Consider the following 24,926-nt stretch of genomic DNA (forward strand, 5'->3'; position numbering starts at 1 on the left):
GCGGCCCCTATCCCGACAGATGGAAATTGCCTGTGCCGCCGTACAACCCGAGCGACACCAGCAGCACGACGAGGACCACGACGATCAGCGACATCCGCACCGCGCGCCCGACGGCCGCGCCCACGCCCGCGGGCCCGCCGGACGCGGTGAAGCCGTACTGGGTGTGCACGAGCATCACCAGCATCGCGATCAGGATCGCCTGGAAGAACGACCAGGCCACGTCCACCGGATTGAGGAAGGTGGAGAAGTAGTGGTCGTAGAGTCCGGGGGACTGCCCGAAGATCACGACGGTGGTGAACCGGCCGGCCAGGAATGACGCCGCCAGCGCCAGCGAGTACAGCGGGACGATGGTGATCATCCCGGCCGCGACCCGGGTGCTCACCACATAGGGCACCGGCCGGATGGCCATGGACTCCAGCGCGTCGATCTCCTCGGCGATCCGCATGGCGCCGATCTGCGCGGTGGAGCCGGCCCCGAGCGTCGCCGACAGCCCGATCCCGGCGATCACCGGTGCCGCGATCCGCACATTGATGAACGCCGACAGGAATCCCGACAGGGCCTCGATGCCGATATCGCCCAGCGAGCTGAAGCCCTGGATGGCGATCGTGCTGCCGGTCGCCAGCGTCATGAACCCGATGATCGCCGCCGTGCCGCCGATCATCGCCAGCGCGCCGCTGCCCATGCTGATCTCCGCCACCAGCCGCAGCGTCTCGCCCGGATGCCTGGCCACCGCGCCGGGTATCTGCACAATTGTCTTGCCGTAGAAGATGATTCGGGTACCGACGTCGTCGACGGCGCGGTCCCAGCGGCCCAGCCGCTGCCTGGTGCGGACGAACTTCCCGGTCTCGGCGATGTGCATCCGGCTCACCTCCCCGATATCCGGATGCCGGCCGCGGTCACCACCGTGTTCACCACGAACAGGGCGATGAACGCGTAGACGACGGTCTCGTTCACCGCCTGCCCGACGCTCTTCGGGCCCCCGTTCACCGACAGCCCGCGATAGCAGGCCACCAGCCCGGCGATCATCCCGAACAGCAGCGCCTTGACCGCGGAGATGCCCAGCTCGGCCGACCCGGTCAGCAGGGTGACGCCGGAGGCGAACGCGCCGGGATTCACGCCTTGCAGCAGCACCGAGAACACGAAGCCGCCCGTGATTCCGATGGCGCACACCAGCCCGTTCAGCAGCACCGCGATCAGCGTCGACGCCGCCACCCGCGGGATCACCAGCCGCTGGATCGGGTCGATACCCAGAACTTCCATCGCGGCGATCTCCTCGCGGATCACCCGCGACCCCAGATCCGCGCACATCGCCGTCGCCCCCGCGCCCGCGACGATCAGCACCGTCACCATCGGCCCGACCTGGGTGACCGCGCCGAACGCCGCCCCGGCCCCGCTCATGGTGGCCGCGCCGATCTCCCGCAGCAGGATATTGAGCGTGAAGCTCACCAGCACCGTGAACGGCACCGCCACCAGCACGGTCGGCACCAGCGACACCCGCGCCAGCATCCAGCTCTGCTCGACGAACTCGCCCACCCGGAACCGCGTGCTGACCAGCCCGCGCCCGACATCGGCGAGCATGGCGAAGAACTGACCGACCTCGCGTACCGGTGCATTCAGTCGTTCGAGTTCCATCGATCCTCCAGCGGACTGCTCGGATGCTGCGGACGATGCCGATGCCGAGTCGGTCGAATGCCTAACTATTGCCGTTACAGTGTGATCGACGATACATGAGCGCCGCAAGACGCACGGGCGTTTGCGAGGAATTCCAGCGCCCCGGTCGGCAGTCCGCTCGATGGCGGATCTCTACCTGTGCGTCACGGCAGTCCAGGCGTCGGACACGATGGTGCCGATATCGGATCGTGCAGGGGACCAGCCGAGTTCGGCCATGGCCTTGCTCGGGTTGCTGATCAGCGCGTGGGGTTCGGCCGCGGCCGGTCGTCGAATCGTCGGCACGGTCAGCCCGGACACGCGTTGCACGGCGGCCACGACATCGACCACGCTTGTTTCCCGCCCGCTTCCGATGTTGTATCTCACGGCCGGGCCGGCTGCGCCGGTGTGGTCGATGCAGGCGACGAAGGCGTCGGCCGCGTCGCCGACATGGAGGTAGTCACGGAGGGACGACCCGTCGCCGTTGATCTCGAGCGTGGTCCGGTGGGCGGCCGCCGAGATGACGCGCGGGATCAGTCTGGTGGGGTCGGGGTCGCTGCCTCCGGCGACATTGAACAGCCGCACGATGATCGCATCGAGCTGGAGGGCTCGGGCTTGGGCATCGATGGCGAGTTCGGCGGCGAGTTTGCTCGCGGCGTACGGGTGCGGGGCGCGGTCGGGCAGCGTCTCGTCCATGGGCTGCTGGTCCGGGCTGCCGTAGATCGCGCCGGTGGAACCGAACACCAGCCGCGGCACGCCGGCGTCGGACATGGCATCGAGCAACTCGATCGTTCCGCCGGTGTTGACGCGGAAGTATCGCAATGGCTCGAGCAGTGACTCACGGGCACGGGTGAGCCCGGCGAGGTGGCAGACCGCATCGGCTCCATCGACCGCCTCGCGAAGGGCGTCTACGTCGAGCAACTCGGCGACTCTGGTTGCTGTCGCGCCCGGAATCGGCTCGCTCGGCTTGTGGACCATGGCGACAGGTTCGTGCCCAGCGTTGTGTAATGCGGCGACCACGGACCGCCCGAGGTAGCCGCCTGCACCGGTGACCAGGACTCGCAACGGGTTCAGCTTTCCCGCGCGGGTAGCAGCAGGTCGCGGTGTCTCCATGTCAATGCCAGACAGGCTGCGGCGGCCGGGGCGAGCGGTTCGTGGTCGAGCGCGTACCGCACGTTCGTCGGCGTCCAACGAATTCCGACTGTTCCGTAGTCCGACGGGTAGACATCGCCTTCGGCGTTATGCGCGACGATCTGGGCGAACGCGGTGTCGAACACTGCGGAGTCGATAACGGCGGTGGTCAGGATCTCGCCCGCCGGTGTCATCGGGTCCAGCCCGATTCCGAAGCACCAGGCTTTCACGTCGCTGGTCCGCACGCCCTCGTTCAGGGTCTGGAATGGTTCCTCGTTGTAGTCGACGGGTGCGCCGCTGCTGCCGTCGTGTTCGGGGGTGTCGAGGAACTCCTCGGAGAATTCGCGAAGCATGTTGCGCCACAGGCTGAAATCGTGCATCACGTTCGCACGGCCGATGGCCGCAGGCTGGAAAACGCCGGCAGGAATGACGTGGGTCAGTCCGGCGGCTGTCGCGACCTTTGTCGCATCACGTCGATGCAGGAAGAACGTGTCTCCGTCGGGCGCACGCCGGATCGTCAGCGTGTTGATGCTAGGAAGGACCGGACGACGCGTGAGGTCGAACAGATCCCCGACCAGTCGCCGGAACGGCAGATGGTCCATGGAGATTCGTTGGTCGGGGGTTCGCAGCGACATCCACGCGGCGGCGGTTTCGTGGGCGAGGACTTCACTGGTGTCGACCATGTCGAAGTACGTCGTCAATCCGAACCGCATGTACCGGTTTTCAGCCGCGAGCGATGCGTCGAGCAGGCGGTAAGAGATGCGGTTCTCGAACAGGGACGGTTTCGCGATTTCGCGTACGGCCTGGCTGTAACGGCGATACCGGTTGTCTGCCGAGCGCGGTGCACGGCAGGCAGCAGTCTCGGGCTCGCTGCCGTCGAGGAGCGGTGGCGTCGTGTCCGACTCGAATCCGAGCTGGATCGTGTGCAACTCGACCGGCTCCGGCGCCAGCCATGACGGGCAGCTGAGACACGTGGTCCCCTCGATGCGGACAGCGTCCCGATACAACGGCTCGACCAGGCTGTTCAGTGTGTGTCGGTGTGCGTTGAGCGTCCCGCGGACCGACCGCCAGACCATGTCCGCGTCGGCGATGGTTGTTCGGGTTCCGGCGCGTAGAGAAATGTGCTGCTTGTTGTCTACCTCTTGATCACGGAGTGACCGGCGTTCTACATCGGCTCGCTGCCGTAAGGCAACCAGTTGTCCATCTGCGCCCAGCGCGGCGTCTATCGCAGCAACAAGCTCGTGCGAGGGAAGGGTGGAATCCTCCCATTCGGTCATGGTGACGTACTGGCGCGAGTAGCCGATCTTGGAGGCCAGTACGCGCTGGCTCAGGCCGGCCGCATTCCGGAGGCGCTTGATTTCGTGCGCCAGCCGGTCGGCAATCATCGTCGGTTGCCGTTCGGGTTCGGTGGTCGGGTGGTTCATCGGCCCCTGCTCATGGATTCATTCTTGCGTATCCGAGGGGTGTGGCAAGTCGGCTTTCGGCAGACTTGCCACCTTTCTTGCCTCACTGCTGCGGCGTTCTACTAGGTGTGGGCAACGCGAACCGCGGATCTGAATCGAGTGGTGAGCGCGCCGCCTGTACTCTTCGTGCTCCGATTGCGGGCGGTACCTCATTTTTGGTCTGATGAAGGGAAAACCCATGCTACGCAGAATGATTCGTGTTCTGGTGTTGTTGCTGGCGATATTGTTCGTCGGAGCCGGTATCGCCGCGGCTATGCCGCCCCATTCGAAAGGGTGGTGCGACAACCGATATCAGGAACTGTCCAACTCCTGTTACGGGCGGTTCTCCGACTCCACCTCCGTGCGCTTGTGCCTGAAGGAAGCTGGCGAGTGGTATCAGAACTGCCTGCGTACCGCCTGCGACTGCTGATTGTGAGAGGGTTCGAATCATGACCACCTCTGACGTTCCTGCTGTGGAACTCGGCGACGTGATCGCGTCGAGATCCTATGACGACCGTGGCGGCGTGCCCCTGTCGATCGAGATCGGCCGTCCCGTACCGCACGAGTCGCACGGTTGGAAATGCCCTTGGCGCATCACCGGGCTTCAGCGCGGCCCGGAACCGTTCGACGGCTGGGTCTACGGTTCCGACACGGTGGATTGTCTCACGTACGCGCTGTGGATCGTGGAATCGATCCTGTCCGATCCGCGTAACGATCCCCCGGTCACCCTGGGCGGCCAGGCCGATCTCTACTTGCCGCGGAGGCCGGAATCGGCCGATCCGGCCGGAGGTGACAGTTGATGTGGGTGACGGTCGATCGGCTCCTGGACGGACAGCAGGTGACGGAGACCGGCGATATCGACCTTGCCCGTCGAGCCGCGCGGGATCATCTCGTCGGAGGCCGTCAGTAGCCATACCGTGGGCACTTTGAAGGAACTGAGCATCTCGCGGGCGACTGCGCGGAGCCGGTCGGCGGTCATCGTGGAGGTGTCGCATACGACTGCCGCGGCGACCCGATCGCCCTGTGGGCCGGGCACATCGGTGACGAAGGCATTGGTAACCCCGTCGATGCCCCGCAGCGCGCGCTCGACTTCGCTGGGATAGACGGTGGCGCCGCTGACCTTGAACATGTCGTCGGATCGGCCGTGGTAGAACAGGAATCCGTCGTCGTCGAGGCGGCCGAGATCGCCGGTGTCGTAGAAGCCGTCGGCGGTGAAGACGTCTTCGCGCCGGCGCCGGCACATTCCCCGCAGCGTGTGCGGCCCCCGAATCTGGATGACACCCACGGTGCCCGAGGGGACGGGCCGCCCGTTCTCGGGATCGGCGATGCGGACCTCCGTGCCGGGAAACGGCCTGCCGCAACTGTTCCAGGCCGAGGGCGGCATATCCGTGTCGGCCGGGTACCCGCAGTACGGTCCGAACGACTCCGTCATGCCGAACAGGTTGGCGCGGGCGCCGGGCCGCGCACGCAGGTGTTCGGGCAGCATCGCCGCCAGGCTGCCCGGCCGCAGGGTCGGTACCGTGACACCGAGCCGTTCTGCCTGCCGGGCAAGGGATTCCGCCTGATCGGGCCAGCCGCGAAACAGCGTGACCCGCTCCCGGCGCAACAGTTCCAGCGTCGTTTCCGGATGGGGCACGGCCTCGGTGACCAGCGTGGCGTCGGCCAGCAGCGCGGTGAGCACGCCACCGCCGAAGCCGCCCACCCAGAAGAACGGCATCGGCAGATAGAGCCGAGAGCCCGCGTCGATGCACCGGCTCCGCAGGCCCGATCGCACCGCGCCGAAGGCGCTGCCGTGCGTGTGCACGACGGCCTTGGGCAGGCCGCGGCTGCCGGAGGTGAACATGATGGCCAGGGGATCGGCGGCGGTGACGGTGGTGGTCGACGGGCCCACGATCGCCGTGGCCCGCGGGTCGGCCGCGGCGGACAACAGCTCGCCGGCGGTCCGGATGTCGCGCAGCGCCGGCAGTTCCGGGTCCCGGAGGGGACCGCGATGCACCGGGAGCCCCAGTTCCTCGAGGTAACGCCGGCCGCGGAACTCCTCGACCGTGATCAGCACCCGCACCGAGGCGACACGCAACTGCGCGCGCAGCTCGGGCGGGCGCAGCAGGGTGCTGAGCGGAACGAGGACGCCCCCGATCCGGGTGAGCGCCAACGCGATTCGTACCCAGTCGGTGCCATTGGGCATGAGCAGGCCCACGCGGGTGCCCTTGCCGACCCCGGCATCGATCAGCGCCGCGGCCGTATGCCCGGTGGCGGTGTCGAGTTCCCCGTAGCTCAAGCGGTGGCGCGGATCGATCACCATCGCGGTGTCCGGGTCGCGGGCCGCGCGCAGGCGCAGCACCCGGTCGACGGTTTGCGCGGTCGCCATGTCGTCAATCATCGAACACCTGCCTCAGTCGCCGCGCATCCACCTTGCCGCTGGACAGCAACGGGATGTCGGCGATGGTGACGGCCGCGAAGCGCGCGGGGACCTTGTACGCCGACAATTCGGCCCGCAGCCTGGCCCGCAGGTCCGCTTCGTCGAACGCCGCCGGATCGGCAACGGTGACGACGGCGGCCACCACCTGCCCCCGCTCGGGGTGTGGGAGGCCGATCACGTGTGCGGTGCCGCCGGTGATCTTCACGATGGCCTTCTCCACCTCGGCCGGCGCCACGTTCGCGCCCGCTGTCTTGATCATGGCGCCGCTGCGGCCGACGAAGTACACGAAGCCGTCGGCGTCGGCGCGCACCAGATCGCCGGTGTGGAACCAGCCGTCGGTGTCGAAGCACTCTTCGCGGCTGCGTTTGTAGTAGCCCTGCATGAGAAAGGGGCCTCGCAGACACAGCTCGCCGACCTGCCCCGGAGCGACGGTCGCCCCGGTGCCGGGATCGATGATCCTGGTGTCGAAACCGGGTGCGGGCCTGCCGTAGGAGCCGCGGCGGTGCTCGGGCTGATCGGATTCGTCCCCGCTGATCAGGACGACCCCGCCGGCTTCGGTCATGCCCAGCATGTTGTGCCGGAGTTCAGGGTCGCGCGGGCGCACGTCGCCGGGCATGATCGGGTAGAGATTGCCCCGCTGCATCGAGGACAGGTCGCGGCGGGCGAAACTCGGGTGCCGGGCCAGATGCGCGATTCCCGCGGCGAAACCGTTTGTCACGGTAGGCTTCTCGGCTTCGAGCAGATCGAGGGTCGCGGCGGCGTCGGTGGCGTCGGAGCACACCAGCGTGGAACCGGCGACGAGGGTGGCGAGCAGGCCGAACGCGAATCCGCCGATCCAGAAGAACGGCGAATTGCAGAACAGCACATCGGATTCGGTGAGGCCGCGAACGGCGTTGAGATTGCGCTGGTGTTCGAGCAGCGCCGTGTGCGTGTGCACCACGCCCTTGGGTGCGGCGGCCGATCCGGAGGTGTAGACGACGGCCAGCGGGTCGGTGCCGTCGACATCGCGTTCCATCGCCGTGAGCAGCGCCTCGTCGACGGTGTCGGCCAGCCGCCGAGTCTCGATGATGTCGCGGACGCCGGGCGCGGCGCCGTCGGTGATCGCGATGTGCCGCAGCTGCGGCACGGCGGCACAGAACAGGCGTTCGGCCGCATCGAAATCGGCGTCGATGAGCACCTCGGACAGCCGCTGCACGTAATCGTGTGAACGGTACGCGGCGGTGGCGAGCAGGATGTGAACATCGCTGTGCACCAACTGCTCTCGAAGCTCCCGCGCGGTCGCGAAGGTGGAGAAGGGGACCACCACGGCGCCGATGCGCGCGGCGGCCAGCGCGCCGGTGACGAATGCCGTGCCGTTGGGGTACAGCAGGCCCACATGCGTGCCCTTGCCGGCGCCGAGCGCGATCAGCCCCCGCACGAGGCGCGCCGAACGGCGCTCGGCCTCGGCGTAGCTCATTCGGTCCGCGTCGCAGATCAGCAACGGATGGTCGGGCCGGGTCCGTGCGTGCAGACGGAGAAAGTCGGCGACCGTGGGCGATTCGGTGGTCACGATGTCCTCGGCGACGTCGTGGCCGATCATCAGCGGATCCTCGGTTCGGGCCGGTCGCCGTGATCACGGGTGGCCGCCAATTCCGCCTTGCCGAGCGGGTTTCCGAGCCGCGTGTAGAGCAGGCCCTGATCCAGCGCCGCACGATACGGCTTGTCCAGCGACTCCCAGATCGCCCGGACGGTGCCCTGGGTGGCGGCGGGGGGCTTCGCGGCGATGGTGGCGGCGATCTCGTGCGCCCGCGGCCACAGCCGATCGGAGGAGACCACCTCGGAGACTAGGCCGATGCGCAGCGCGGTCTCCGCGCAGACGCGTTCGTCGTTGCCCATCAACGCGATTCGCAGCGTCTCGCCCAGGCCGATGCGCCGCCGCAGCCCGATCGGCTCCAGGGCCGACACCAGGCCGGTCGACACGTGCGAGTCGAAGAAGGTGGCATCCGACGAGCAGAGGACCACGTCGGCCTCGTTGACGAAGTAGAACCCGCCGGCCGTGCACATCCCCTGCACGGCGCACACCACGGGCTTCCACATCTTCTGCCACTTGGGGCTCAGCGCCTCGCCCGGATCCTCGTGATGCCACACGCTCGACGGCTGGCCGTAGGGCTTCTTGATGTCCAGGCCCGCGCTGAACGCCCGGGTCCCGGCTGCGCGCAGCACGACCGCGTGCACCGCATCGTCGAGCTTGACCAGCCGCCACGCCTCGATCAGCTCCTCGCACATGGTCCGGTCGAAGGCGTTGAGGCGCTCGGGGCGGTTCAGCGTCAGGGTGGCGACGCGGTCGGCGCGGTCCACCTCGAGCCGGATCGTGTCGAATGCGGTGCCCACCGGTTCGGCGCGGTGGTTGTCCGCGGGTGTCTCGGTCATCGGCGCTGCCTGACATCGGGCGGCATGGTGCTCTCCTCGTGGGTCATCGGCCGTGGAATTCCGGCGCGCGCCGTTCCCGGAACGCGGCCAGTCCCTCCTTGAAATCGCTCGTTCTGCACGATAATTCGAGATCGAAGAGCTCCTGGTGCAGCGATTGCGCGAGCGTGGCGTGCTGGCCGTACGCCAACGCCTGCTTGGTGAGCCCGATCGCGACCGTGGGGCCGGCCGCCAGCCGCGCCAGCAGGTCGCCGGCGGCGGCCTCCAGATCGCCGGCGGGTACGCAGCGGTCGATCAGCCCCCAGTCGGCGGCCTCGGCGCCGCTCACCTTGTCGCCGAGCAGCAGCATCCGCCGCGCGCGTGCCAACCCGACGAGTCGGGGCAACAACCACGTCGATCCCGAGTCGGGGCTGAAACCGCGGGCCAGGAACGGCTCCCAGAACAGGGCATCGTCGGCGGCCACGGTGAAGTCCGCGGCCAGTGCGAGATTGCAGCCGAGCCCGGCGGCCCAGCCGCGCACGGTGCACACGACGGGCAGCTGGATGGTCTGCAGGAGCTCGATCACGCGGTGGGCGGTGTGCGGGATGCGACGGACCAGGTCTCCCGTGCGCGGCCGCTGCCCGTCCGCGCCGTTGCCCGCCACCCAGTCGACACCGGAGCAGAAGTCGGCTCCGGCGCCGCGCAGCCCGATCGCGCGCAGCGAGTCGTCGGATGCCGCCTCGGTGAGGGTGTTCACGAGCGTGTCGACCATCGTGCGGCTCAGCGAATTACGCCGGTCCGGGCGATCGAGGACGAGGTGCAGGACCGCGCCGTCGCGCTGCACCGTCACGGAACCTGCACCGGTGGATTGGGAGTCTCGACTCACTGTCTCTCGCATCTCACGAGCATACTGTTTTACATACGGTATGTGATACCGTTGTGCCTTGTACAAGGTAGCAGGCAACCTTCGCCGAAGAAAGAGGATGTTTGCCGGGCGGCCGGCTCCGGGCGAGGGGTGCGGAATCGGTACGCGACCCCCGCTCGGTCGCGGGAAGGCCGCGGCCGTCCTCCGGCGCCCACGGGGTTGCTGCTGTCGTCGGAGCAGCCGCATCCGGCGGTCGACGATATGCTCGCGCGATTCCGGAGCGGGAGCGCCCGAGAAGCACTCCCTCGCCTTTGCGGCGTGTCTGGTGGCCGGGAATGTCCGGCTATTTCGCTGCGGTGGCCTTGGTGGGGCGGCGTGCTGCCGACGTCCCGGCTGCCGGTGCCTTCTCGGCGGGGGATGTGGTGGCCGTCGCCGTCTTCTCGGCGGTTCTCGCGGTGGGCGTCTTCCTCGTCTCGGTGCCCGATTCCGATTCGATCAGCCGGGTCGCGTATTCCAGGATGCGGTCGAGGCCGTATTCGAAATTGTGGTCGTCGGGGGCGCCGCTGTGCAGGCCCTTCGAGCCGGCCGCGGCGAGCAGCGGCGTGGTGTCGGGAGAGATGGTGAGGTTCTCGTAGTAGGCGCTCGGCCCGGACTCCGATTCCTTGTTCTTGTCGTAGAGGCGTTGCAGCACAACGGTTCCGTGGACGTGCAGTTGAACCGCCGAATAGGTGTCGACGGCCTGGTCGGGCGACAGACCGGCCTCGACCAGGGTGGCGATCACCTGCTCGGTCTGGCGGGCGCCGAGCTGCGCGGCCGCCGGGCTCAACGCGGACCTGATCAGTATCAGATCGCAGAGGATGGGGTTGCCCCGGAAGGTGTCCCGCATGGTGCGGGCGTGTCTGCGCAGCGATTCCTGCCAGTCGCGCGCCTCGACGAACGGCGTCACGAACTCGGCGTACCGGTGCAGGGCCCGATCGGTCATGGCGTTGAGCAGGTCGTCCTTCTTGCGGAAGTACCAGTAGATGCTCGTGACGCCGACGTCGAGATGTTTGCCCAGCATCGGCATGCTCAGGTTGTCCAGCGATACCTGATCGGCCAGTTCGAACGCGCCGCCGAGAATATCCTCGGGGTTGAGGGAACCGCGCTCGCGCCGCGGTCGCTTCTCCGCGGTTGCCCGCTTCGCCATGTTTCGGCCACCTCCGTGAAGTCCTGTCCGATGCAGCTGTTTCCGGCCCCGGGGGTCCGGCCGGAATCAACAATAGTACCTATAACCGTAAATGATACCGTCAGGTCTTCATCGGTGCGCCGTGTGTGGTCGGAAACACTCGGGAAGCGGCGGCCGCCCCGCGGAACGCCTGGCGCGTGCCACGCCCGCGGCGGGCACCGGCCCGGATGCTGTCGTCACGGCACCCGCTCGAAGAGGGCGGCGAGGCCCTGGCCGCCGCCGATGCACATGGTCTCCAGGCCGTAACGCAGGTCGCGACGATGCATTTCGCGGGCCAGGGTGGCGAGCATGCGGCCGCCGGTGGCGCCGACCGGATGGCCCAGCGAGATGCCGGAGCCGTGCACGTTGGTGCGTTCGAGATCGTCGTCGCCGAATTTCCACTCGCGCATGACCGCCAGGGCCTGCGCGGCGAACGCCTCGTTGAGTTCGATCAGGTCGACCTCGGCGAGGGTGAGTCCGGCCCGGGCCAGCGCGGCCTCGGTGGCGGGCACCGGTCCGATGCCCATGATCTCCGGCGGGACACCCGCCACCGCCCAGGACTTCAGCGTGACCAGTGGCGTGAGGCCCAGCTGCTCGGCCTTGTCGCGGGTGGTGACCAGGCACATCGCGGCGGCGTCGTTCTGGCCGCTGGAATTGCCCGCCGTGACGGTGGAATCCGGGTCGATCTGCGCGCGAACGGGTTTCAGCGCCGCCAGCGCCTCGAACGTGGTGTCGGCGCGCGGGTGCTCGTCGGTGTCGACCACCGTCTCGCCGCCGCGCGAGGCGATGGTGGCCGGAACGATCTGTTCGGCGCTCGCGCCGCTGCGTTGCGCCTCGATCGCGTGCCGATGGGAGCGGACGGCGAGCCGGTCCTGTTCCGCGCGCGGGATGTCGTAGGTCCGGCGCAGGTTCTCCGCGGTCTCGAGCATGCCGCCGGGGACGGGATGGTGTCGCCCACCGGCGGTTTCGCGTCCGCGGGCGAGGCCGTCGTGCACCCGGACGCCGTTGCGGGCTCCGCCCCAGCGCATGTCGAGCGAATAGAAGGCGGCATTGCTCATGCTCTCGGCGCCGCCCGCGACCACGATGTCGTTGGCGCCGCTGCGGACCTGCAGCACGGCCTGGATCACCGCCTGCAGCCCGGAGCCGCAGCGCCGGTCGATCTGCATGCCGCCGACGGTGACCGGCAGCCCGGCGTCCAGCGCGATCACTCGCCCGAGGGCGGGCGCCTCGCTGTTCGGATAGCAGTGCCCGAGCACGACATCCTCGACGAGTTCCGGGTCCAGCCCGGTGCGTTCGAGCAGTCCGCGCAGCGCGGTGACGCCGAGATCGACCGCGGTGAGCGAGCGGAAGACGCCACCGTAGCGGCCGATGGGTGTGCGAACGGGTTCACAGATCACTGCCTCACGCATGGAATCGCTCTCCGGGAGAAGGGAATTCGGCGGTCAGTTCGGTGTGGGCCGCGGCTTTCCCCGTGGTGTCCGTGCTGGTCACAGCGATATGCGACGCGATCGGTCGGCAGCGGCACGGCGAAACCTCTTCCGGGATCGGCGATCACTCCGGACCTCAGTACTGTGTCGAGCCCAGGTCGACGGCGATCTGGGCGGCCGTGATCGACCGCGCGTCGTCGCCGGCCAGCCAGCACACCGTGGCGGCGACATCCGCCGTTTCGGCGATCCCCGCGGGCAGGAACGGCGTGGTCATATGGGCCAGTTGCGGATTCGATTCGAAGGCGCGCTGTAGGGCCGTAACCATGTCCCCGCTGCCCATCGGCGTGTTGACCGCGCCGGGGTGCACGCTGTTGACGCGGATGTTGTGCTGTCCGAGTTCGGCCGCCAGGGCCCGGGCCATGCCGGTGACGGCGTGTTTACTCGCCGTGTAGTGCACCATGAACGGCTGCATCTTGATGCCCGCGGCGGAGCTGATCAGGATGATCGACCCGCCGCGGCCGCCCTCGATGATGTGCCGGGCGGCGGCCGTCACCGTGTTCCAGGTGCCGGTGACGTTGATGTCGATGACGTCGCGGAAGGAGTCGGGCGTGATCGCGTCCCAGGGCTCCGGTACGCAGATCCCGGCGTTGGCGACGATGGTGTCCAGCCGGCCCAGGGTGGCCACCCCGCTGTCCACCGCCTTGCGCAGACCGTCCAGGTCACGGGTGTCGGCGGCGGTGGCCACGATGCGGCGGCCGGTCCGCTCGACCAGGCGCACGGTCTCGGCGAGATCGTCCGGGGTCGCCGAATCGTAGGGCACCGCCGGGGGCAGCGGGCCCGCCAGATCGACGGCGATGATGTCGGCGCCCTCGGTGGCCATCCGCACGGCGTGCTCGCGCCCCTGACCTCGTGCGGCTCCGGTGATGAATGCGACCTTGCCGGTGAGTCGTCCGGTCACGTGCCCTCCTGTAGTTCTCCAGCGTCGAGGTGCCTCGGCCCAGTCGGGACGGGGGACGAGGCCACCGTGCGGCCGTTGCCGTGGCCGGACCGTCGGAGACCGATATCGTGAGCAATATCGTAAGACCAACGGTATATGTCGGAAACCACTCTATGGACGCCGCGGCCCCTGCGCAAGGGTGTCGTCGACCGCGGGCGACGGGCGGTTCCGCGCCCAGGGGTCGGTGGCGCTGTTACAGTTTTGCTTACTGGAATATTCACTATTCGTGCTGTCCCAGCGTGTGGTAGGCCGACCCGGGCCGAGTGTGAGTGAGGAGTGCGCGGATGTCGCAGGTGATCGGCTTCGTAGGGGCTGGACAGATGGGTGAGCCGATGGTGTTCCGATTGCTGGGGGCGGGGCACCGGGTGGTGGTCTACGCGCGTCGGCCCTCGGTGCGGGAGCGGGTGCGGGCGGCCGGGGCGGAGGTGGTCGACTCGGTCGCCGAGGCGGCCGCGGCGAGCGATGTCGTGATCGCGTGCGTGTTCTCCGACGAGCAGTTGGTGGAGGTGCTGGGCGGCCCCGGGGGAGTGCTGGCGACGGCGAGCAAGGAGTGCGTCGTCGTGTCGCATACGACCGGCACGATGTCGACGGTGCGCGGATTGGCCGGCCCGTATTCGCAGGGGCCGGTGCTGCTCGACGGGCCGGTGAGCGGCTCGGCCGAAGATATCGCGGCGGGGCGGCTGACCGTCCTGCTGGGCGGCCCGGCCGCCGCGGTGGAGGTGGCGCGGCCGGTGCTGGAGTCCTACGCCGAAACGATCGTCGCCACGGGAGATCTGGGCAGTGCCCTGGCCGTCAAGCTGGTGAACAACGCGCTGTTCGCCGCGAACGCGCAACTGGTCGCGTCCGCGGCGGAGGTGGGGCGCCGCATGGGTATCGCCGACGACGAGCTGGTGCGTGCCCTGCTGGCGTGCAGTGGCCGCAGCTACGCCGCCGAATCGGTGCACCGCACCGGGGGGTTGCGGGGTTTCGAGCGCATGGCCGCACCCTTTCTTCGCAAGGACGTGGCGGCGTGCCTGGCCGCCACGGCGGACAGCGGATTCGAGCTGGGACAGCTCGCGGCCGTGATCCACGACGGCCCGCTCGAGCTCGGCTGAGTTCCGACCGAAAGCCGGCACGGATGGGCACGGACACCACGCAGCAGCCGATCGGCGACGCGCGATTGACGTAATGATTACGTCATAATATCGTGATGGTGTGCTGTTCCCGACGCCCATGCTGACACCTGCCGATATCCATGTTCTCGCCGATGTGGACAGGATGCGCGACGAACTGCGCCATGAACTCCAGGGGAAGCCCGGGAAGTGGGCGGGTGGCCTTCGGAAGTTCCTCACCGCGGACGCTGTCGCCGCATCGAACTCCATCGAGGGGTTCAAGGTCTCCACCGTGGACGTGGAAGATCTGATCGCGGGTGAACGGGACGTCGAAGTCTCGGAAGAGAACAAGGCCGAGACCCTCGCTTACGAACAGATGATGACCTACATCCAGACGCTCCATGACGTGGACGATTTCTCCTACAGCAAGGGCCTGTTGAACGCGCTGCATTGGATGTTGCAGGGCCACAGGCATGCCGAACGTCGCCCGGCCGGGCGGTGGCGGCGGGGCCCGGTCTACGTGACCGATGCTCGCGACCCCAGCATCGCGGCTTACACCGCGCCCGACGCCGATCGGGTGCCCGCGTTGATGAGCGAACTCGTCGACTGGCTCGATACCGATGACGGCGCAACGCATCCGCTCGTCCGCGCGGCGATGGCGCACCTGCATCTGGTGTCCATTCACCCGTGGGCGGACGGGAACGGCCGGATGTCGCGGTCGCTGCAAACTCTGATGATCGCCCGCGAGGGCGTCTTGTCCCCGGAGTTCTCGTCGATCGAGGCGTGGCTGGGGCGTCCGGGGAACACCTGGGAGTACTACCAGGTTCTCGGCCGCCGGGGCAGCACCTATCGGCCGGATCAAGATGTCTCCGAATGGATTACCTTCAACCTGACTGCCTACCACCAGCAGGCTCAGACCGTTCACGCCCGGTGGGTACGGGCGCGGACCGTCTGGGCGATGCTGGAGGAGTTCGTCGCCGGCCGCGGGCTGGACGAGCGGATCGTGGCCGCGTTGCACGACGCGGCGATGGCGGGACGGGTCCGCCGTACCCGGTACGAGCAAGCCGAGGGGCTGAGCGTGCAGCAGGCGCAACGCGATCTGCGCGATCTCGTCGGCCTCGGAGTGCTCGAGCCCGTCGGTCGTACCCGGGCCCGTTTCTACACCGCTGGGCCGTCCTATCCGTCGGATGTGCTGGAGATCGCGAGCACTCCGGCCGTCCTCGACGACCCGTACCGAACGGATCGTTGAGTCGCCGCGCCGCCGTCGGCGCAGATCGGGTGGCGGTGTTCGGCGGTCGTGTGGTTGCCGGGAGCCGGGGCTTCGAACTGCCGGATCCAGGTTCCTCGGCCTGCCTTCCGTCACCGCGGCTGAACGGCTTGCGCTACCTGCTCCGGTGATTCTCGTAATATTTCCCGTATGTCTTACAGTTGATGTAACCTCACTGGGGTTGGGGAGCATACGACCGAGGAGGCAGCGTTGTCTCGTTCCGCGACCGAATCAGAACCGTCGACCGCGCAATTCACGCTGGTAGCGGCCGCCGATGCCGCGGCGGCCGCGCTCCCGGATCGGGAGCTGGTCGTGCAGGGCGGCCGGAGTTACACGTACGCCCAGATCGCCGATCGGTCGAAGCGACTGGCCGCCTATCTGTGCTCGTGCGGGCTGGGATGCCACACCGAGCGGACGGCGCTGGCGGGCCATGAGGTCGGGCAGGACCTGCTGGGCATCTACGCCTACAACGGCCCCGAGTACGTGGAGGGGATGCTCGGTTCCTTCCGGGCGCGGGTGGCGCCGTTCAACGTCAACTACCGGTACGTCGAGAACGAGCTCCGGCAGCTGCTGGCGGATTCCGGTGCGACGGCGCTGATCTACCACGCCGCCTTCGCGCCGCGGCTCGCCGAGGTGCTGCCCGGTCTCCCGCAGGTGCGTGTGCTCGTTCAGATCGCCGACGATTCCGGCAACGAACTGCTCGACGGCGCAGTCGACTACGAGACCGTCATCGCGTCGGCGGATTCGGATCCCGTGCTGCCGCAGGCTTGTCCCGACGATCTCTACGTACTGTACACCGGCGGCACCACCGGAATGCCGAAGGGGGTGCTGTGGCGCCAGCACGACATCTTCATGGCGGCCTGCGGCGGCCGGGACAACAACACCGGCGCGGTAGTGGGTTCCTACGCGGAGATCGCCGCTCGGGCGGCGTCGAATCCCGGTGTCCGGCTGATGATTCTGCCGCCGCTGATGCACGGTGCGGCGCAGTGGGCGGTGCTCACCGCGATGACGACGGGGCAGACGATCGTGCTCTCCTCGGTGGTCGGCCACACCGACGCCGGGGAGATCGTCCGCACCATCGAGCGGGAGCGGGTCACCATCGTGATCGTGGTCGGTGATGCGATGGCCCGGCCGCTGCTCGCGGCGGTCGAGGCGAAGACGGCCGACGTGTCGTCGATGGTGGCGCTGGCCAGCGGGGGCGCCGTACTCGGCCCGGCGATGAAGCAGCGATGGATCGACGCGGTCCCCGGACTGGTCGTGCTCGACGCCGTGGGGGCGTCGGAGACGGGCGCGCAGCTGCACCACGTGTCGGCGGCCGGAGCCGTGTCCACCGGTACGTTCGCGGCGGGGGTGGACACCTGTGTGGTGGCAGAGGATTTCGGGGCGGTGCTGGATGCGGGCCACGACGGCATCGGGTGGCTCGCGCAGCGTCGTTTCACGCCGCTCGGTTACAAGGGCGACGCCGCCAAGACCGCGGCCACCTTCCCCACCATCGACGGTGTGCGCTTCGTGCTGCCGGGAGACCGCGCGCGGCATCTGGCGAACGGATCCATCGAGCTGCTGGGCCGGGACGCGGTCACGATCAATTCGGGCGGTGAGAAGATCTTCGCCGAAGAAGTCGAGCTGGCGATCTCGTCCCATCCGGCCGTCGCCGATGTCGTCGTGGTGGGCCGCCCGAGCGAGCGCTGGGGTCAGGAGGTCGTCGCGGTCGTCGCGCTGGCCGAGTCGGCCGGGGCCGGGGAACTGATCGACCATGCCGCGAAATCCATTGCACACTACAAGGTTCCGAAGGACGTGGTGTTCCGTCCGGAGATCGTCCGCAGCCCGGTGGGCAAGGCCGACTATCGCTGGGCTCGCGAACAGGCCGTTGCCGCCGACTGAGCGGGCAACGCGGGAGGAGGCGGCTGGCGTGGCCACGCAGGTCCCGTTCGGACACAGTCGATTTCACTACGCAGAAGGGACCTAGATGGATTTCGCCAGGGTGGACCTGTCCGCCGAGGACCGCCAATTCCTCGACGAGGCACGGGATTTCCTCGCGACCCACGTGACCGAGGACGTGTTGCGCCGGGCGCACGAGACCGGCGACGGATTCGTCGAGGATCTGCACCTGGCGATGGGTGCGCACGGGTGGCTCGAGCGCGAGGTGACCAGCGCGGAGGACGGCGGATTCACGGCGGTGCAGCGCCGCATCTGGGATCTGGAGCGGCGCCGCCGCAAGGCTCCGCTGGTGACCTGGGGAGCCACCATGATGATCCTGCAAGCGGTGCGGCAGTACGGTTCTCCGGAACTGCTCGAGGAGGTGCTGGGCGGGGTGTACCGAGGCGAGATCCGGTTCGCGATGGGCTACACCGAGCCCGAGGGCGGCTCCGACATCGCCACCTGCCGGACGCGGGCGGTGCGCGCGGGTGAGGAGTGGATCATCAACGGGCAGAAGATGTTCACCTCCGGCGCGCACAACTGCCGGTACGTGTTCCTGCTGACGAATACGGACCCGGACGGTCGCCGGCACCGCAACCTGACCATGTTCCTGGTACCGCTGGATTCGCCCGGCATCGACATCCAGGGTCTGCGGACCGTCGACGGGGAACGCACGAATATCACGTACTACCAAGACGTTCGGATCCCCGACAGGTATCGGCTCGGCGAGGTGAACGACGGCTGGCGGGTGCTGAACGGCCCGCTGTCGGCCGAACACGGCGCCGGCGGCCCGGATCCGGACGGACTCACCGACATCGCGATCATGAGCGGCTTCGGGTCCACGATGGCGGTGGCCGCCGATCTGGCGACGGCGGCGGTCGCCGCGCCGGAGCCGGACGGCCGCCGGCGCCTCGACGACGGTGCGATCGCCTACCGGCTCGGGCGCGCGCATGCTCGCATCGAGGCGGCGTTGAGTGCCCCGAGCCTGTTCGGTCGTGTGGCGATCGGGCAGACCATGCGCGAGATCGCCCCGGACCTCATGGACGTCCTCGGCACGTCGCCGCGGTCGGGGAACGACGGGGGAGCGGCGGCCACCGCCGCGGCCGACTACCTCTACCGCTGGGCACCGCTGGTCGGCATCTACGGCGGCACCCTGGACGTGTTCCGCAATATGATCGCGCAATACATCCTCGGCCTGGGCCGGCCGAACTATTCGCCCGCGAAGTAACAGGGCAACCGAAACGACCTCGGTTCTGCCGACCGCCACCCCGGCCCGAGCCACGATCCGGCAGCCGGCGGGCCGTCGATTCGGCCTCCGCACGCCTTCGTCGATCGCGGGACAGCGCGCTCGGCGCGCCACGGCGCCCATCGGCACCGAGATGGGTGAGTCGGCTATTGCCCCGGGCGCTGGGCGTTCTTCACCAGGCCGCCGCCGATGATCAGGCGCTGGATCTCGCTGGTGCCCTCGTAGAGTCGCAGCAGCCGGACGTCGCGGTAGATGCGCTCGACGGTGACACCGCGCATGTAGCCGGTGCCGCCGTGCACCTGGACCGCGGAATCGGCGACCTTGCCGGCCATTTCGGTGCAGTAGAGCTTTGCCACGGAAGGGGCGATGCGCCGGTCCTCCCCGGCGACCCAGGCGCGGGCCGCGTCGCGGACGAGGGCGCGGCCCGCCATGACGCCCGTCTGCATATCGGCCAGCAGAGCTTGCACCAGCTGGAACTGCCCGATCGGCGTGCCGCCCTGAGTGGCCGTCGCGGCATAGGCCACCGATTCGTCGAGGGCGCGCTGCGCGGTGCCGACGGCCAGCGCGGCGATGTGGATCCGGCCGCGCGCCAGCGACGTCATCGCGGCCCGGTAGCCGATGTCCTCGCTGCCGCCGACCAGCGCGTCGGGGCCGACGTACACGTCCTGGAAGCGCACCTCCGCCGTCCAGGCGCCCTCCTGGCCCATCTTGCGGTCCTTGGGGCCGACCTCGACGCCGGGCGCATTCGCCGGGACGAGGAAGACCGAGATCCCGGGCCCGTCCGCGTCGGCGGGTCGCGTTCGGGCGAAGGTGACGAACAGGTCCGCGACGGGGGCGTTGGTAATGAATCGCTTCTCCCCGTTGAGGATCCAACCCTCGCCCGACCCGGCCGCCGTGGTCCGCAGAGAGGCCGGATTCGATCCCGCTCCGGATTCGGTGAGCGCGAACGACGCCACCACCTCGCCGGAGGCGATGCGCTCCAGCCAGCGCGACTTCTGTTCGGTGGTACCGAAGCCCACCAGTACCTGCCCGGCGATGCCGTTGTTGGTGCCGAACATCGACCGCAGGGCGAGGGTGGTGTAGCCGAGTTCCATGGCCAGCTCGACGTCCTGCGTCAGATCCAGCCCGAGACCGCCCCATTCCTGGGGGACGGCGTAGCCGAACAGACCCATGGACTTGGCCTGTCCGACGATCTCGCCCGGCATGCGGTTCTCGTCGACGATCCGCTGCTCCTGCGGTATGACCACGGAACGGACGAATTCCCTTGTTTGGGAAAGGATATCGCGGAAGTCCTCGGCGGTGACGGCGTCGGTTCCGGTGGACGTGCTGGTCATTGGCATGCCTCCTCGTGACCGGCTACTCGGCGCCGGCCGGTTACCTACCGCGTGGTCCTCGCCGATCGTAGTTCGGGGCGAGCCGGCCGTACCGGTTCCGCCCGGCGCTATTCGGGCGCGTCGTCGTTCGCCTGACCGTGAGTTTGTATTGTACAGTATTACTGTAAGTCATGCGGTATGCACTTCTGGAGTGTCCGGCCGCGCGACCGTCGATCAGCTGCCGCACAACTCCGCACCGGGGGTCGAGGTGACCGCCGTGGCAGCCCTGTACAACGGTGACTGATCGGTCACGGTCGGGATCGCGCGCCGGGCGCGGAATTCGCCGGGCGTCGTGCCGGTGTCGTGTTTGAACGCGCGGTAGAACTGCCGGTCCGAGGCGAAGCCCGAGGCGGCCGCGACCGCTGCGAGCGGCCGGCCGGTGGTGCGAAGCAGGGTGCGGGCGCGGTCGATTCGCGTGCGGCGCAGGGTGGCGGCGACGCCGTCGGCGCTGTCGAACAGCCGGTACAGCGTGCTGCGGGACACCGCGCAGCCGAGTGCGATCTGCTCCACGGTGAGAGCGGGGTCGGTGCATCGGCGCCGTATGAACGACAGCACCTGCTGCCGGATCAGGACCTGCGCCGACGGCCCGCGCGGCGGTATCCCCGTCGCCAGCTGGACCGCCGAGGCCAGCAGATCGATGCCGTGCCCGGCCAGCACGCTCGCTGCGGTCGAATCCGTCCGATTCAGTTCGGACAGGTCCCGGATGAACCGGCTGACGAGTCCCATTGCGCCGCCGGTCGATAGTGGGACGCCGGTGCGGATCCGATCCGGCCCCAGTCCGGTCAACTCCTGGATGCGGCGCATGGGCACCCGCGCGGCAATGCGTTCCCAGGGGCCGTCCAGCTGCACGGTGAATGGGCGTGCCGTGTCCAGGAGGTACATCTCTCCCGGAAGCGGTCCCGCCACTCGTTCGCCCTGTTCCAGCCAGCCCTGCCCGGCGACGTTGATCGTGACGCCCAGGAACGGCTCCTCGGAGCGGGCGATGAGCCGGGCGGTGCGGCGGACACATTGCGCACTCGAACGAATCCTGGACAGCTCGAGATCCTCGAAGGAGGCCAGATCGACGGTCCCGTGGAAGCTGTCCCCACCGACCGGTGTGACGGACAGCGGCACGTAGGCGGAGCTCATGCCCGCCTCCCACTCCTCGAATGCCTGGCCCGCCGGCACGTGCGCCGAGGAGCGAACATCGAGGACAATCTGCCCAGCCGGGGTGTTCACCTTCGCCATTGTTGCGGCTGCCGTGCGTCGGCGGAGCAGAACCGCGTTATCATCCGGCTCAGATGTCGACGGTGTGCCTCGTCCCGTACTGGTCCGCCGCCAGGAGCACCGCCGAGTTCAGCAGTCCCGCACCGTGTTCGGCCATCCCGATGGCGAGATCGATGTCGGCGGTGTGCAGTTCGGCCAGATCGGCGAAGAACCGGGTCACGACGCCCACCGCTCCGTCGCCCGGAACCGCGATGGCCGTCGGCAGTTCGGTACCGGACAGACCGGTCCCGTCGAGTATCTGGGCCAACGGTGCCCGCACGATCACGGACTCGCTCCAGCGCTCGGAACGGCAGGTGAACGGACGGCTGGTGTCGCAGAAGGTGATCGAACCGGGGACGGCGATTGCGACGCGGCCCCGCTGCTCGAACAGGCAGCCCCCGGCGGTCGGAACGAGCGCGACCAGATATTCCTTTCCCGGCCGCGCGATCTGCCGCGGAGTCCGCCACACCCGCTGTGGGCTGCTCATGACCACGGACATGCCGAACCGGTCGAATTCGACGTCGGTGACGCTGCCGCGGAATTCGCCCGGCCCGAGCGGCCCGATGGATATCGGCACGAAGATCCGGCTCAGCGTCGATTTCCACTGCTCGAAGGCCGACGAATATGCCACGACGCTCCCGTGCTGCGATGCGGGTCGACGGATACATCCCATTCTGCGGGGCTCGGCCGGTGCGGGGCACCGACATACCGTCCCGTCGCACTGACCGGGTGTGTCGCGTTTGGAGGGGATCGGTCACCGGCCCGGGACGAGTCGCCGGTGTGCCGTAGCGCACCAGGTCCCAGGGTGGATGCATGGTGAGGAACGAACAGAGGCCACGGGCGACGATGGACGACGGGACCGCGCGGCACGCGCTGAGAGAGTACGACATCTCGCCCGAGGAATCGCTTCGCCTGCTGGCCGGTGTCCGGCTCGGGCGAGTCGCATTCTCCCGCAACGCATTACCCACCATCCGGCCGGTCAACCATGCCGTCGCGGACGGCTTCGTGATCATTCGTGCGAACCTCGGCAGTGCCCTCACCTCCTCCGAGCGGCAGGTTGTCGCCTTCGTGGCCGATGCCATCGATCAGGAGACCCACTCCGGATGGTGGGTCATCGTCACCGGCTTCGCCGAGGAGATCGTCGACCGGGAGTTGCGCGACCGCTACCTCGCCGTGCTCCCGTCGCTGTTACCCGGGCCCCGCGACCAGGTGGTCGCGATCCGGCCCGACATCGTCACCGGTGTGCGGCTCGCCGATCCCGACGACGCCACTGCGGGATGCGAGGAACCGCCGCCGCGGTGACGGCAGTGGCCGCCGGGACCGGTGGTGGACGGTCGATGATCATTCGTGTCGTCAACGATCATTATCGCCTCGAACGGAGCGGGCGGGCTCGGTGAAGTGACGGCGTACCTCGCCGAGGTCCGCCTTGCCCGACGGTGTCCTGGGAAGAGCCGCCACGACCGCGATGTCGGTGGGGATCTCGTAGGCCGCCAGCCGGTTCCGCAGGAATTCCATCAGCTCGCCGGGATCGGCCGACCGCGAGTCCCGCGGTTCCACCATGGCGACGGGCGTCTCGCCCAGCCGGTCGTCGGGCCGCGATACGACCGCCGCGCCACCTACGTCCGGGTGGCTCTCGAGGGCGGTGCGCACGTCGTCGGGCATGACCTTGAAGCCGCCGCGGATGATCGCCTGATCGGCCCGTCCCAGGATCCACAGGAAGCCGTCGGCGTCGATGCGTGCCATGTCGGTGGTCCGGATCCAGTCCGCGGAGGGGCCGAGCTGGCCGGGGATCACCTCGAGCAGGCCGGGGTGATCGGTGCCGAGGTCGGTGCCGCCCTCGTCGACCACCCGCAGCCGCGCCCCACCGCTGGCGCGGCCGACGCTGCCGCGCTTGGCTTTCCAGTACTTCTGATGGTCGGACAGCGTCCAGCCCGCGACACCACCACCGAATTCCGTTGCGGCGTAGGACGTGAGGACCGGGATGCCGAACCTCTGGTAGAACGCGTCGGCGTCGGCGGCCGACAGCGGCGCGGTGCCCGACGTGACGACCCGGATGCCGGCCAGATCGTCCCTGCCCAGATCCGAATGCAACACCATGCGCACCGCGGCCGGGACGAGTGAGACGGCCTTCGGGCGATGCGTGCGCACGGCCCGCGCCCAGCGGTCCAGATCGAATCGCGGGAGGAGCACGAACGGGCGGGCCTCGGCGACGCATTGCAGCACCCGGAACACGCCGCCGATATGGACCAGCGGCGCGTTGACGATCGCGACACCCGTGCGTGGCTGCGCCGGCGCCGGTGCCCGGTCCGGATCCGGCCCGATCACGCTGCGGGCCAGCATGTCGTAGGTGATGTCGAGGCGCTTGGGCGGGCCGGTTGTTCCGCTGGTGAGCATGCGCACCGCCACGCCCGACCGGTCCGTGCCGGTGAAGGGGCGCCGGCCCGCGGAGGCGGTCAGCCGTGGTTCCGCCGCCAGGCCCGTGAGCGAGACGACGGCCGATCCGGGCGCCGGTGTCACGAGCGTCGCGAGATCGTCGGGGGCGCCGATGATCAGGGGTAGTCGCAGCTCGGTGATGTCGGCCCTGGTGCGGTCGTCACCGCGGGAGGGGTTGATCACGACGACGGTGCCCCCGGCCAGCAGGACACCGAGGAACGCGGCGACGTGTTCGGGCCGGTTGCGCAGCAGGATGCCGACCTGACGCCGGCCGACGGGATGGACGGTGGTGAGCGAGCGGATGCGCTGGGTGAGTTCGCTCAGCTCGCGCCACGTGTGCCAGTGCTCGTCGAACTCGATCGCCGGTGAATCCGGTTGCAGCGCAAGCATCTCGGCGATCCGGCGGCTCAGCACGTGGGCGGAGTGGCTCATCGGCACTGCCATTGTGGTGTCCTCTTCTCGACGAAGGCGCGCGGTCCTTCCAGTGCGTCCTCGGTGCGGGTGACGCGCTCGCGGAAGGATTCGGCGAGCATGTCGGCCTCGTGGAGTGGCAGGTCGAGGCCCTCGAGGATGGCCTTGACGTCGGCGCCGGTGCAGAAGGCGCGGCCGGTGCCGGTGACGACGAGGGTCCAGACCTTGTCGTCGTTCTCGGCCTCGGTGTAGGCGGCCCGCAGTTCGGTGATCATGTGCGGGCTCAGCGCATTCAGCGCGTCGGGGCGGTTCAGCGTGATCGTGGCCGTGTGCCCGTCGACACGGTAGGAGATGGAATCGAACGGCATGGGGTTTCCTTCGGGGGGCGATCGTCGGAATGAGCGGGGCCGAGTCCGGTACGGCCGG

The 24,926-nt window shown here is 68.6% G+C and carries 23 protein-coding genes; 7 read left to right on the forward strand and 16 right to left on the reverse strand.

Annotated elements, in window-relative coordinates:
* Positions 1–7: 7 nt before the first annotated feature.
* The 4 genes from D892_RS0119700 to D892_RS0119715 form a co-directional block, all read right to left on the reverse strand.
* Positions 8–859, reverse strand: a complete 852-nt coding sequence (locus tag D892_RS0119700; protein ID WP_024802901.1) for an ABC transporter permease — start codon at positions 857–859, stop codon at positions 8–10.
* Positions 860–864: 5 nt separating this feature from the next.
* Positions 865–1,632, reverse strand: coding sequence for an ABC transporter permease (locus tag D892_RS0119705; protein WP_024802902.1), 768 nt, complete (start codon positions 1,630–1,632; stop codon positions 865–867).
* A gap of 171 nt (positions 1,633–1,803) precedes the next feature.
* A complete protein-coding gene (locus tag D892_RS0119710; protein WP_084161137.1) occupies positions 1,804–2,760 on the reverse strand; it encodes an NAD-dependent epimerase/dehydratase family protein in 957 nt (318 codons plus the stop codon).
* On the reverse strand, positions 2,718–4,202 hold the full coding sequence (locus D892_RS0119715; protein WP_024802904.1) for a helix-turn-helix transcriptional regulator: 1,485 nt from the start codon (positions 4,200–4,202) through the stop codon (positions 2,718–2,720). Before D892_RS0119715 ends, D892_RS0119710 begins: the two co-directional genes overlap by 43 nt.
* 229 nt (positions 4,203–4,431) lie before the next feature.
* On the opposite strand from D892_RS0119715, the gene D892_RS0119720 reads away from it, so the two are divergent.
* Together D892_RS0119720 and D892_RS0119725 are read left to right on the forward strand one after the other, a co-directional pair.
* Positions 4,432–4,650 carry a hypothetical protein gene (locus D892_RS0119720; protein WP_156959586.1) on the forward strand — a complete coding sequence of 73 codons (219 nt, stop codon included), beginning with the start codon at positions 4,432–4,434 and terminating at the stop codon, positions 4,648–4,650.
* A gap of 19 nt (positions 4,651–4,669) precedes the next feature.
* The gene (locus D892_RS0119725) at positions 4,670–5,020 is read left to right on the forward strand and encodes a hypothetical protein (protein ID WP_156959587.1); all 351 of its coding nucleotides are present in this window, start codon (positions 4,670–4,672) and stop codon (positions 5,018–5,020) included.
* Here the strand turns inward: D892_RS0119725 and D892_RS0119730 are convergent.
* The 7 genes from D892_RS0119730 to D892_RS0119760 all read right to left on the reverse strand — a co-directional run bounded on the left by D892_RS0119730 (position 4,969) and on the right by D892_RS0119760 (position 13,478).
* Positions 4,969–6,588, reverse strand: coding sequence for a class I adenylate-forming enzyme family protein (locus D892_RS0119730; protein ID WP_024802907.1), 1,620 nt, complete (start codon positions 6,586–6,588; stop codon positions 4,969–4,971). The genes D892_RS0119725 and D892_RS0119730 overlap by 52 nt on opposite strands.
* A gap of 4 nt (positions 6,589–6,592) precedes the next feature.
* Complete coding sequence (locus tag D892_RS0119735; RefSeq protein ID WP_051499114.1) at positions 6,593–8,218, reverse strand: class I adenylate-forming enzyme family protein; 1,626 nt, start codon at positions 8,216–8,218, stop codon at positions 6,593–6,595.
* Complete coding sequence (locus D892_RS0119740) at positions 8,218–9,048, reverse strand: enoyl-CoA hydratase/isomerase family protein (RefSeq protein WP_024802909.1); 831 nt, start codon at positions 9,046–9,048, stop codon at positions 8,218–8,220. The genes D892_RS0119735 and D892_RS0119740 overlap by 1 nt, the downstream gene beginning before the upstream one ends.
* 43 nt (positions 9,049–9,091) lie before the next feature.
* Positions 9,092–9,922, reverse strand: a complete 831-nt coding sequence (locus D892_RS0119745) for an enoyl-CoA hydratase/isomerase family protein (RefSeq protein ID WP_051499115.1) — start codon at positions 9,920–9,922, stop codon at positions 9,092–9,094.
* 310 nt (positions 9,923–10,232) lie between these two features.
* Positions 10,233–11,075 carry a TetR/AcrR family transcriptional regulator gene (locus D892_RS0119750; protein WP_024802911.1) on the reverse strand — a complete coding sequence of 281 codons (843 nt, stop codon included), beginning with the start codon at positions 11,073–11,075 and terminating at the stop codon, positions 10,233–10,235.
* Positions 11,076–11,290: 215 nt separating this feature from the next.
* The gene (locus tag D892_RS0119755; protein ID WP_024802912.1) at positions 11,291–12,502 is read right to left on the reverse strand and encodes an acetyl-CoA C-acetyltransferase; all 1,212 of its coding nucleotides are present in this window, start codon (positions 12,500–12,502) and stop codon (positions 11,291–11,293) included.
* Positions 12,503–12,656: 154 nt separating this feature from the next.
* Positions 12,657–13,478 (reverse strand): mycofactocin-coupled SDR family oxidoreductase, encoded by an 822-nt coding sequence (locus D892_RS0119760; protein ID WP_024802913.1) that lies wholly within the window; start codon positions 13,476–13,478, stop codon positions 12,657–12,659.
* Positions 13,479–13,801: 323 nt separating this feature from the next.
* Between D892_RS0119760 and D892_RS0119765 the strand changes: the two genes are divergently transcribed.
* The 4 genes from D892_RS0119765 to D892_RS0119785 all read left to right on the forward strand — a co-directional run bounded on the left by D892_RS0119765 (position 13,802) and on the right by D892_RS0119785 (position 19,020).
* A complete protein-coding gene (locus D892_RS0119765; RefSeq protein ID WP_024802914.1) occupies positions 13,802–14,611 on the forward strand; it encodes an NAD(P)-dependent oxidoreductase in 810 nt (269 codons plus the stop codon).
* Between the two features lie 100 nt (positions 14,612–14,711).
* Positions 14,712–15,857 carry a Fic family protein gene (locus D892_RS0119770; protein WP_024802915.1) on the forward strand — a complete coding sequence of 382 codons (1,146 nt, stop codon included), beginning with the start codon at positions 14,712–14,714 and terminating at the stop codon, positions 15,855–15,857.
* Between the two features lie 228 nt (positions 15,858–16,085).
* Complete coding sequence (locus D892_RS0119780) at positions 16,086–17,756, forward strand: acyl-CoA synthetase (protein ID WP_024802916.1); 1,671 nt, start codon at positions 16,086–16,088, stop codon at positions 17,754–17,756.
* A gap of 85 nt (positions 17,757–17,841) precedes the next feature.
* Positions 17,842–19,020, forward strand: coding sequence for an acyl-CoA dehydrogenase family protein (locus D892_RS0119785; protein WP_024802917.1), 1,179 nt, complete (start codon positions 17,842–17,844; stop codon positions 19,018–19,020).
* Positions 19,021–19,184: 164 nt separating this feature from the next.
* Here D892_RS0119785 and D892_RS0119790 read toward each other — a convergent pair whose 3' ends face one another.
* From D892_RS0119790 to D892_RS0119800, 3 genes are all read right to left on the reverse strand, one after another.
* The gene (locus D892_RS0119790; RefSeq protein WP_024802918.1) at positions 19,185–20,372 is read right to left on the reverse strand and encodes an acyl-CoA dehydrogenase family protein; all 1,188 of its coding nucleotides are present in this window, start codon (positions 20,370–20,372) and stop codon (positions 19,185–19,187) included.
* A 213-nt stretch (positions 20,373–20,585) separates the two neighbouring features.
* Positions 20,586–21,629, reverse strand: coding sequence for a helix-turn-helix domain-containing protein (locus D892_RS0119795; protein WP_198036940.1), 1,044 nt, complete (start codon positions 21,627–21,629; stop codon positions 20,586–20,588).
* Positions 21,630–21,687: 58 nt separating this feature from the next.
* Positions 21,688–22,287 (reverse strand): hypothetical protein, encoded by a 600-nt coding sequence (locus D892_RS0119800; RefSeq protein ID WP_024802920.1) that lies wholly within the window; start codon positions 22,285–22,287, stop codon positions 21,688–21,690.
* A 182-nt stretch (positions 22,288–22,469) separates the two neighbouring features.
* On the opposite strand from D892_RS0119800, the gene D892_RS0119805 reads away from it, so the two are divergent.
* Positions 22,470–22,958, forward strand: a complete 489-nt coding sequence (locus tag D892_RS0119805) for a pyridoxamine 5'-phosphate oxidase family protein (protein ID WP_232236123.1) — start codon at positions 22,470–22,472, stop codon at positions 22,956–22,958.
* Between the two features lie 51 nt (positions 22,959–23,009).
* Here the strand turns inward: D892_RS0119805 and D892_RS41570 are convergent, their stop codons facing one another.
* Entirely contained in the window at positions 23,010–24,533 is a 1,524-nt protein-coding gene (locus D892_RS41570; RefSeq protein ID WP_232236124.1) for a class I adenylate-forming enzyme family protein, read from the reverse strand.
* The gene (locus tag D892_RS41575) at positions 24,518–24,868 is read right to left on the reverse strand and encodes an enoyl-CoA hydratase/isomerase family protein (protein WP_036567267.1); all 351 of its coding nucleotides are present in this window, start codon (positions 24,866–24,868) and stop codon (positions 24,518–24,520) included. The genes D892_RS41570 and D892_RS41575 overlap by 16 nt, the downstream gene beginning before the upstream one ends.
* Positions 24,869–24,926 lie beyond the last annotated feature (58 nt).

The organism is Nocardia sp. BMG51109 (assembly GCF_000526215.1).
GTDB lineage: Bacteria > Actinomycetota > Actinomycetes > Mycobacteriales > Mycobacteriaceae > Nocardia.

Coding starts and splice junctions, on each gene's coding strand:
- D892_RS0119700 (WP_024802901.1), bottom strand. CDS start 859: ATGCACATCGCCGAGACCGGGAAGTTCGTCCGCACCAGGCAGCGGCTG.
- D892_RS0119705 (WP_024802902.1), bottom strand. CDS start 1,632: ATGGAACTCGAACGACTGAATGCACCGGTACGCGAGGTCGGTCAGTTC.
- D892_RS0119710 (WP_084161137.1), bottom strand. CDS start 2,760: ATGGAGACACCGCGACCTGCTGCTACCCGCGCGGGAAAGCTGAACCCG.
- D892_RS0119715 (WP_024802904.1), bottom strand. CDS start 4,202: ATGAACCACCCGACCACCGAACCCGAACGGCAACCGACGATGATTGCC.
- D892_RS0119720 (WP_156959586.1), top strand. CDS start 4,432: ATGATTCGTGTTCTGGTGTTGTTGCTGGCGATATTGTTCGTCGGAGCC.
- D892_RS0119725 (WP_156959587.1), top strand. CDS start 4,670: ATGACCACCTCTGACGTTCCTGCTGTGGAACTCGGCGACGTGATCGCG.
- D892_RS0119730 (WP_024802907.1), bottom strand. CDS start 6,588: ATGGCGACCGCGCAAACCGTCGACCGGGTGCTGCGCCTGCGCGCGGCC.
- D892_RS0119735 (WP_051499114.1), bottom strand. CDS start 8,218: ATGATCGGCCACGACGTCGCCGAGGACATCGTGACCACCGAATCGCCC.
- D892_RS0119740 (WP_024802909.1), bottom strand. CDS start 9,048: ATGACCGAGACACCCGCGGACAACCACCGCGCCGAACCGGTGGGCACC.
- D892_RS0119745 (WP_051499115.1), bottom strand. CDS start 9,922: ATGCGAGAGACAGTGAGTCGAGACTCCCAATCCACCGGTGCAGGTTCC.
- D892_RS0119750 (WP_024802911.1), bottom strand. CDS start 11,075: ATGGCGAAGCGGGCAACCGCGGAGAAGCGACCGCGGCGCGAGCGCGGT.
- D892_RS0119755 (WP_024802912.1), bottom strand. CDS start 12,502: ATGCGTGAGGCAGTGATCTGTGAACCCGTTCGCACACCCATCGGCCGC.
- D892_RS0119765 (WP_024802914.1), top strand. CDS start 13,802: ATGTCGCAGGTGATCGGCTTCGTAGGGGCTGGACAGATGGGTGAGCCG.
- D892_RS0119785 (WP_024802917.1), top strand. CDS start 17,842: ATGGATTTCGCCAGGGTGGACCTGTCCGCCGAGGACCGCCAATTCCTC.
- D892_RS0119790 (WP_024802918.1), bottom strand. CDS start 20,372: ATGACCAGCACGTCCACCGGAACCGACGCCGTCACCGCCGAGGACTTC.
- D892_RS0119805 (WP_232236123.1), top strand. CDS start 22,470: ATGGTGAGGAACGAACAGAGGCCACGGGCGACGATGGACGACGGGACC.
- D892_RS41570 (WP_232236124.1), bottom strand. CDS start 24,533: ATGGCAGTGCCGATGAGCCACTCCGCCCACGTGCTGAGCCGCCGGATC.
- D892_RS41575 (WP_036567267.1), bottom strand. CDS start 24,868: ATGCCGTTCGATTCCATCTCCTACCGTGTCGACGGGCACACGGCCACG.